Here is a 9,053-nt window from a genome sequence, read left to right as displayed (position 1 = left end):
GCCCATGAGGAGACAAAGCAGAGCTATGGTTATATTCGATTAACCAAATACTTACAAGCTCAGGGTATAAAAATGAGTATGTACGCTGTACGTCAGATAAAAGCGCTGAACCACCTGTATTGTAAGCGACACAAGCGTTTTAAAAGGACTACGAATAGTGACCATAATCGAGCGATCTATGAAAACCTGCTGGAGCAACAATTCTCAATGACTAGACCAAATCAAGCATGGTCAAGTGATATTACGTACATATGGACTGTTGAAGGATGGCTGTATTTAGCAGCGGTAAAAGACCTTTACACGAAGCAAGTGGTTGGCTATAGCTTAAATGAGCGCATGACAACACAGCTTGTTTGTAATGCGCTAAATATGGCTATTCACAATCAAAAACCAACCAAAGAACTGATTGTGCATTCAGACAGAGGAAGTCAATATTGCAGCCAGGAATATCGAAATATACTTGAGCAATATGGTTTTCAAGGTTCAATGAGCAAGCGCGGAGACTGTTACGATAATGCACCGATTGAAAGCTTTTGGGGAATACTGAAAAATGAGTTAGTGCATCATTACAACTATCAAACCAGAGAAGAAGCCAAAGCAGATATTATAAAATACATTGAGTTATTTTATAATCATCGAAGAATTCAAAAGGGTTTGGGTTTTAAGACACCAAATCAAATGGCCGAAGACTTTTATAAGTTGGCTGCCTAGAATCTCCCAAGGGAAAGTCTCCTGATAATTCAGCGTATATCATTAAGTCTTGAGTTGAATTGGCAAAACCACACAAAATGGTAAATATTGAAAATAAAAGGCTTGTAAAAACAATAACGCCTTTACGCCCAAACTTATCAGATAAAGGCCCCGAAATAATTGCACCAATCGACATGCCGACTAAGGCAGCACTTAAAACTGGAGCAAGTTGAGGTTTGGTAATTCCCCAGTCATCCAGTAATGCAGGGGCAACAAAACCAATAATTCCTGTGTCTAGACCATCACAGAAGAAGACAAAAAAGCCTAGGATAAAAACCATCCACTGTAATGGAGACAGTTTTTCGCGGTTGATAATCGTGTTTGCATCTATCGTTTTCATATGTATTCCTTCTTAAAATTATTTTATTCCCTGAGTAATTCAATGTATTCGTTACAAAACCGGTATCTTTGATTGAACTATTTTTAGCCAATCCTTACTATCCAATAAGTCCTAATCTTCATCCATTTTTTCCAAATTAGATAAAAAGCATTAATTTCATTTTTTTAATTTAAGTTTTTGAAATATAGATGTTTCTTTGTTTTTAATTTTTTATCCAGTGTGATGAATTTTAATAATTGCGCAGAGATTGGATAATGCTCGCAGCTTTTGGACAGTCTAAAAAAAAATTCGGATAGAAGATAAAGCCATAACAATGTCAGGAGTTGACACTATGGCTGGTCAAACCATTCAAATTAAAACTGCATCTGGAAAGCAGTTCAGTGCATATCTAGCGATGCCAGAAACAGGAAAAGGACCTGGAGTGGTACTTTGTCAGGAAATCTTTGGGGTGAATGCAGCCATGCGAGAAAAAGCAGAATTTCTTGCAGAAGAAGGCTATACCGTTTTAGTTCCTGATTTATTTTGGCGTGTAGCACCTAATATCGAACTGGGTTACACACCAGAAGATTTTCAAAAAGCTTTCGAGCTTTATCAGCAATATGATGAAAATCTTGGGGTTGAAGATATTCAGGACAGCTTATCTTTTTTAAAGAATCGACCAGAATGTGACACCTCTAAAGGCCTCGGCGTGGTGGGGTACTGTTTAGGTGGAAAGCTGGCGTATCTGGCAGGTTGTCGACTTTCGGAAGTGGCATGTGCTGTAGGTTATTATGGTGTAGGCATTGAAAAAGCATTAGATGAGTTAGCCAACGTAAAAGGGCGCTTGGTTTTACATATTGCAGAACTGGACCAATTTACACCGCCAGATGCGAGACAAGCGATTGTTGATGCAGCCAACCAATATTCAAATGTACAAGCTTATGTTTATGAAGGTGTTGATCATGCTTTTGCACGCCCAAAAAGCAATCATTATCACAAACCTTCAGCACGCTTTGCCCACGAGCGTACAGTAACAGCTCTACATGACACGATTGGGCCGAAATATGACCTAGTCGCACTATGGGAAGAGCATATTCGTCATGAGTTCGATACGCGTGACGTGCTAGCAACCATGGCAACGATGGTCGCAGAACCTTATGTCAACCATATTCCAACCTTGACTGGCGGTGTAGGCCAAAGCCAGCTTGCTCGTTTTTATCAATATCACTTTGTTCATCAAAACCCGAAAGATATGAAGATCACTTCGATCTCTCGTACGGTTGGCTCAACGCAAGTGGTCGACGAGTTCATTATGAGCTTTACCCACGATGCAGAAATTGACTGGTTATTACCGGGTGTAAAACCAACCGGTAAATATGTCGAAATTCCAATGTTAGGTGTAATTCAATTCAGAGGTTCAAAGCTGTGCCATGAGCATATTTACTGGGACCAAGCATCAGTACTCGTTCAAATTGGTTTATTAGACCCAACAGGCTTACCAGTTGCAGGTGTCGAGACCGCACGAAAACTTCTTGATGAAGATCTTCCTTCAAATACTTTGATGCCATCTTGGTCAAGTAGTGAAGGCAAGCCAGTCAATTAAGGAGGATCTGCAATGAATATAGATTTAAAAGGAAAAGTTGCTGTGGTGAGTGGCGGCGCAACACTGATTGGTAAAGCTGTTGTACAAGCTTTGGTGAGTGCGGGTGCTCATGTCGCTATTTTAGATATTGATGCCAAAGGCAAGGCAATTGCAGAAAGCTTTAACCATGATGTGATGTTTATTCAAACCGATTTAACCAGCGATGCGGCTATTCAACAAGCTGTGGCAGATATTCACCAACATTTAGGTGAAGTGAGTTACTTGGTGAATTTGGCATGTACATATTTAGATGACGGTTTTAAATCTTCACGTCAGGACTGGTTACAAGCACTCGATATTAATTTGGTCTCTACCGTTGAGCTGAGCCGTGCTTTATACAATGACCTAAAAAAGCAGCAAGGTTCAATCGTTAATTTTACTTCAATCTCGGCCAAAGTGGCACAAACAGGGCGCTGGTTATATCCAGTGTCTAAAGCCGCGATACGTCAACTCACACAAAGCATGGCAATGGATTTTGCTGCCGATGGTATTCGCGTCAACTCCGTTTCACCGGGTTGGACATGGTCTCGTGTCATTTCAGAAGTCAGTGCTAATAACCGTGAAAAGGCCGATAGCGTGGCAGCCGATTATCACTTGCTAGGTCGATTGGGTCATCCCGAAGAAGTTGCTAATGTTGTTTTGTTTTTATTGTCACCCGCTGCGAGTTTTGTCACTGGAGCAGATTATGCGGTCGATGGCGGATATTCAGTGATGGGCCCTGAAGGATCACAGCCCGCTATTCCACGTTTAGCCGAATAGCACAGCGTTTTAAAAGCACATTTAGAAAATCATGGAGAATATTATGCGCCGTATTGCAATTGTTGGAGCAGGACAGTCTGGTTTACAGCTTGGTTTAGGCTTATTAGATACAGGCTATGACGTGACAATGATCACCAACCGAACTGCCGATGAAATCCGTCAAGGTAAAGTCATGTCAAGCCAGTGTATGTTTCATACCGCTTTACAAACTGAACGTGACTTGGGACTGAATTTTTGGGAAGAAGAATGTCCAGCGGTAGAAGGCATTGGGCTAGCTTTAGTCAATCCTGAAAATGGTGGTAAAGCATTTGAATGGAGTGCTCGTCTTGAGCGCTACGCTCAATCGGTCGATCAACGCGTCAAAATGCCATATTGGATGGAAGAATTTGAATGCCGTGGCGGTCGATTAGTCATTCAGGATGTGGGAATAGAAGAGTTAGAACAACTCGCAAACGACTACGAGCTTGTATTACTTGCGGCTGGTAAAGGTGAAGTCGTTAAACAGTTTGAGCGTGATGATACACGCAGTGTTTTTGATAAACCGCAGCGCGCTTTGGCATTGACCTATGTCAAAAACATGAAGCCAATTTCACCTTATTCACGTGTGACATTTAATATTATTCCCGAAGTCGGTGAGTACTTTTCATTTCCAGCACTTACCGTAAATGGTCCTTGCGATATCATGGTCTTTGAAGGTATTCCAAATGGGCCAATGGACTGTTGGCAAGATGTCAAAACACCTGAGCAGCATCTGCAATGTAGTTTGGACTTACTCAAGAAATTTGTGCCTTGGGAATATGAACGCTGCACAAATGTTGAGCTGACCGATGCTGGCGGATATTTGGCAGGGCGTTTCCCACCGACCGTACGTAAACCAATTTTGACATTACCCTCTGGCAAGCAAATTTTTGGGATGGCAGATGCCTTAGTAGTCAATGATCCAATTACTGGTCAAGGCTCAAACAATGCTGCTAAGTGTAGCAAAATCTATTTCGATGCCATTTTAGCCAATGATAATCAAAGATTTAGCGAACAATGGATGGTTCAAACCTTTGAACGTTATTGGGCTTATGCAGAAAAAGTCGTGGCTTGGACCAATAGTCTATTAGTTCCACCACAGCCCCATGTTGTTGAACTATTAGCAGCCGCAAGCCAAAACCAAAGCATTGCTTCCATTATGGCCAATAACTTTGATGACCCGCGCTCTTTTGCCCCGTGGTGGTTTGATGCAGATCAGGCTCAAGCATTCATGGCCTCAAAAACCGCAGCAAAAGTGGCCTAAGGGCAAAACAGCAAAGGGAGAATTAAAAATGGACACAATTGAAACTTTAGCTTTACAAGCAATTAATGCTGAAAACCCAAGAAAAATCCGTAATTTACTTGGTCAATTTGCAACTGGCGTTACCGTGATTACAACACGTGGTAAAGATGGCCGGAAAATAGGAATGACAGCCAACTCATTTTCGTCACTGTCTTTAGATCCACCATTAATTTTGTGGAGCCTTTCAAAAACAGCACCGAGTTTGTCGGATTTTATAGAAGCTGAATATTTTGCCATTCACATGTTGGCACAGGAGCATCATCAGCTTTCTGGACATTTCGCTCGAGGTGCTGAAGATAAATTTGCAGGCATTGCCCATCAACAATGCAATGCTGGCGTTCCAATTTTGACTGATGCACTCGCCACCTTGGTTTGCCGCAATGTAAATCAGTATGAAGGCGGAGATCACCTGATTTTTATTGGTCAAATTGAACAATATCAACAGCGCCAAGGTGAGCCATTGGTATTCCACGCAGGAAAGTATCGGATTGCCGCAGAGCATCCAGAATTAGCACATTAATTCACCACAATCACGATCAATCTGGTCGTGATTTTTTTATAGGAAATAAGAAGATGAAAAGCACTTTAATTAAACATGGCTTTTTAGCAGGGACATTGTTGGGTTTGCCATTGGTTACACATGCCTATGATTTACCGACCGTAAACTTAGGTATGACCAGCTTTCTCGATGGCGGTTTACCCGCAGGGCCCGGCTGGTATGCTCAAACCTACTTTCAAAATTACGATAGCAATAAACTGGTCGATGCCAATGGACAAAAATTAGGTTTACCTAAAACAGATTTAAATTATCAAGTACTGGTTGAGCAGATTAGTTATTTATCGAATGTCCGAGTAAAAGATAAAGCCAGTCTAGGCATAAATTTTCTGGTTCCTTTTGTCAGTAAAATGGACATGGATGATGGCTTGAATAATGCTGCCATTAAAGCCCAAAGTGGCTTTGGGGACATTATGATTGGACCTTTTATTCAGTTCGATCCAGTTATGGGCGCACAAGGGCCGAAGTTTGTACATCGTTTTGGGTTTCAGGTCAATTTACCTACTGGCGAATATGACCAGCAAAAAGATATTAACCCAAGTAATAACGCTGTTTCATTTGACCCGTATTGGGCTGCTACATATTGGTTTAATCCAAAGTGGACCGCTTCAACGCGTATCCATTATCTCTATAACTTTAAAAATGATGACCCAAGCTATGCGTTTGCTGGAGCAAATGATATGCAGGCAGGGCAAGCAATTCATGCAAACTTCGCAACAGACTATGCCATTACCGAACAGTTCCGCTTGGGACTAAATGGCTATTGGCTCAAACAAGTGACTGACACTGAAGTCGATGGTGAAAAAGTTAAAGGTCGACGTGAACAAGTCTGGGCAATTGGTCCGGGTGCGATGTATAGTTTTTCTAAAAATGATCATTTGGTCGCAAATGCTTATTTTGAGCAAGATGCTGAAAACCGCCCAGAAGGTACGCGACTACAAGTTCGTTATGTTCATCATTTCTAAGTCATAAAAAAAGCCTTTTATATTTATTGATATAAAAGGCTTTTCTCTATTCGTTTTAAGAAAAAATTGAAGTAATTAAGCCTGAGCCTTCACTTTGACCAGAACGGCGGGTAGAAGAAGGTAATTCACCATAACGGCGTTTGTACTCTTGAGAAAAACGGCCTAAATGGCTAAATCCCCATTTAAATGCAACGTCTGTGACCGATAGATTTTCATTATGCATCAGCTCTAGATGGGCTTGTTCAAAACGTAACTCTTTTAAATAAGACATTGGGGTTGTCCCCAAATAATTTTTAAAACCGGTAAATAGCGTTCTCACACTCACGCCAGCATGTTCAGCTAAAATTTCGACATTAAGCGGCTCATGTAAATGTTCTTTAATATAGGCTTGTGTGCGCTTTACGAAATAAGGAGAAACTGTTTTTTCTTTATAATGATCAAGTTTATGTAATGCATTATTGGGTTGACCATAAATGAGTGCATTAAAAAGATTTGACTCAAATTGTTTAAAGGCTAAAGGATGATGAAGCGGGTGTTGCTCGCATGCCAAAGCATCCATCAAGGTTCTAACGAGCTGTAAAAAATAGGCTCCACTTTGTGTAGCAAAGTCTAATTTTGGGTCGAAAACGAGTAAGTTATTTTCTGAATCGGCAATGTGCTGACGGCAGTGGTAAGTAAAATCATCCTTTGAAACTTTTAGAATAAGCTGTGGTGAGTTTGCGTGCCAGCGCATACGTAAAGATTGCTGAGGAGAAATAAGAGATGCAACTTGAGAATAAGAAATAAACTTTTGTGAACCAAACTCGATTTCTGCATAGCCTTGAGTTGGAATTTGAATTAAGTAAAAGTTATCCAGATGATTTGGTTCAATAATGACATCTGCACCATATTCCAAGCGACTAATAGACAGGGCGCCTGTTTTAACATGGTGCATGGTTGCACTGAAATCTCGCTTCTGCTGAGAGATTTTAAGATCATGTGGTTTAAAAATTTGGCCTACATTTCGGCAGGTTTCGCTTAAATCGTGGTGATCAAACACCAGATTATGATTGGTAAAGATAGACTCATTTTGAAAATGACGCCCACTGAGTTCCGGGGAGTTGGCTTGGTTCATATTTATCCCTTTTGGCTCACTCCTGTATTTACTGTGCAAAATATGTGTAACCTTAACTTTGCAACACGTAAATACGGCACTTAAAAAAATTAAGTTACTCGCAAATTACAATGAGATATAAGCAAAATACAGACCAATTTATCCGCTAATTAATATGATTTTCTCAAATTTTTACGTCGGATTTTGTCCATCAATTGAATACATTCGAGAAATAGAATAGGGGGATATAAAAGGTGCTATAAGTTAATCTCATCATGATCTTATTCCTTAAGATCTATCAAAATTTATAGCAAATCCGAGTGATCTGGTCAAATTATTTTGTCGGAATTAATTATTTTATATTATTGATACATAATAGATTTTAATTTAAATGCAAAAATTCAATATACCCCTTACAGAGTATATTGAATCATTTCAGGTTTAGTAGTTTTTAACTTATTTCTCTGTACACGACAAATTTCACAGAACCCTTATCCTATCAGGATTCTGCTTTCTTAAAATTGCCAAAATTTCCTTAAACTCTTCTTTTTTCCCAAAACCAATTAAACGCTGAATCGCCATTTGAACATAGTCTAAACCATAGCGAAATAAACTCATTGAGAGTCGTCCATGCTTCTTTATTTTTATCGCTTTTTTTTGATTATGTTGCCATTCACCCGTTAAGTAACACCAACAGAAGCTTATAGCTAACACCGCAATCAATTTTTTCACTCGTCTAGGGTCTGTCAAGCGCGTATTTTCAAGATTAAACCCGCGTCCTTTGAGACAACTGAATAAGGTTTCAATTTCCCAGCGTAATGCATAATCCTGAATAGCATTGGCATTAAACTGAGGAGAAACGACGAGTAAAAGCTCTCCATTTTCTAACTGTAGTGCACTTATATATAGTTTCACCCGACCAACCAAAATCCGTCGTTTACGACATTCAATTTGACCAACTTTAAGATGGCGAAATAAATCACTAATTTTATGATTCTTTCCTAAATGATTGGTGACAATGAAGTTTTTTTAACACGAATGCAGAAGTTGATGTCTTGTTCAATTAACCATGTAAACCACTGCTCACCGATAAACTCTCTGTCTGCGAACACATTCACAATACGGTCTTTACCAAAAATGGCTATAAAGCGTTGAATCAAAGCAATACGCTCTTTCGTATCTGAATTTCCACGTTTATTAAGCAATGTCCAAAGGATAGGTATCGCTATTCCACGATAAACGATTGCGAGCATCAGGATATTAATATTTCGTTTTCCCCATTTCCAATTGGTTCTATCTAAAGTCAGTTGCACTTTGTCGAATGAAAACATATTGAAAATCAACTGAGAAATTTGACGATAATCAAAATACTGACCTGCAAAGAAGCGCTGCATACGTCGATAAAATGATTGTGGTAAGCACTTGATGGGCAAGGCTTTAGATGCAGAAGAAAGATTACATGTTTGCTTTAAAATGATCACAAGCATGATGAGCGCAAAGCACTTTAAATGTGACTTGTTCCATTTTAGAGATTTGTTTAAGATAAGATATAACTCATTGAGATGTGTCATAGTATTCGTCGTTAGAAAACAATTATTGTGACATTATTTCAATGAGTTATCTATTTTTGTCGTGTACAGAGATAATT

General features: G+C 39.6%; 7 protein-coding genes and 2 pseudogenes. 6 read left to right on the top strand and 3 right to left on the bottom strand.

All coding sequences use genetic code 11. From position 1 onward, the window contains the following. Positions 1 to 711: pseudogene (locus tag ACINWC141_RS00675) on the top strand (IS3-like element ISAba22 family transposase); the annotation flags it as partial. 19 nt (positions 712 to 730) lie between these two features. Here the strand turns inward: ACINWC141_RS00675 and ACINWC141_RS00670 are convergent. Next, positions 731 to 1,090: pseudogene (locus tag ACINWC141_RS00670) on the bottom strand (MFS transporter); the annotation flags it as partial. 331 nt (positions 1,091 to 1,421) lie between these two features. Between ACINWC141_RS00670 and ACINWC141_RS00665 the strand changes: the two are divergent. From ACINWC141_RS00665 to ACINWC141_RS00645, 5 genes are read left to right on the top strand one after another with little or no spacing between them, the layout of a single operon-like run. Next, the gene (locus ACINWC141_RS00665; RefSeq protein WP_009386800.1) at positions 1,422 to 2,672 is read left to right on the top strand and encodes a dienelactone hydrolase family protein; all 1,251 of its coding nucleotides are present in this window, start codon (positions 1,422 to 1,424) and stop codon (positions 2,670 to 2,672) included. A gap of 12 nt (positions 2,673 to 2,684) precedes the next feature. Beyond that, positions 2,685 to 3,470: an SDR family oxidoreductase gene (locus ACINWC141_RS00660; protein WP_009386771.1), complete on the top strand. Its 786-nt coding sequence runs from the start codon at positions 2,685 to 2,687 to the stop codon at positions 3,468 to 3,470. A 43-nt stretch (positions 3,471 to 3,513) separates the two neighbouring features. After that, positions 3,514 to 4,752, top strand: a complete 1,239-nt coding sequence (locus tag ACINWC141_RS00655) for a styrene monooxygenase/indole monooxygenase family protein (protein ID WP_009386780.1) — start codon at positions 3,514 to 3,516, stop codon at positions 4,750 to 4,752. 28 nt (positions 4,753 to 4,780) lie between these two features. After that, on the top strand, positions 4,781 to 5,311 hold the full coding sequence (locus tag ACINWC141_RS00650) for a flavin reductase family protein (RefSeq protein ID WP_009386799.1): 531 nt from the start codon (positions 4,781 to 4,783) through the stop codon (positions 5,309 to 5,311). Between the two features lie 53 nt (positions 5,312 to 5,364). Continuing rightward, complete coding sequence (locus ACINWC141_RS00645) at positions 5,365 to 6,312, top strand: SphA family protein (RefSeq protein ID WP_009386801.1); 948 nt, start codon at positions 5,365 to 5,367, stop codon at positions 6,310 to 6,312. 55 nt (positions 6,313 to 6,367) lie between these two features. Here ACINWC141_RS00645 and ACINWC141_RS00640 read toward each other — a convergent pair whose 3' ends face one another. Next, positions 6,368 to 7,426 (bottom strand): AraC family transcriptional regulator, encoded by a 1,059-nt coding sequence (locus tag ACINWC141_RS00640; RefSeq protein WP_009386802.1) that lies wholly within the window; start codon positions 7,424 to 7,426, stop codon positions 6,368 to 6,370. Between the two features lie 459 nt (positions 7,427 to 7,885). Then, a protein-coding gene (locus ACINWC141_RS19160) for an IS4-like element ISAba1 family transposase (protein ID WP_100222414.1) occupies positions 7,886 to 8,976 on the bottom strand; the annotation gives its coding sequence in 2 pieces (ribosomal slippage) (positions 7,886 to 8,436 and positions 8,436 to 8,976; 1,092 coding nt in all). Between the last annotated feature and the right edge of the window lie 77 nt (positions 8,977 to 9,053).

Source organism: Acinetobacter sp. WC-141 (genome assembly GCF_000313935.1).
Taxonomy (GTDB): Bacteria; Pseudomonadota; Gammaproteobacteria; order Pseudomonadales; family Moraxellaceae; genus Acinetobacter.
Note: the sequence above shows the minus strand (reverse complement) of the source record. Positions and strands in the feature narration are given on the sequence as shown.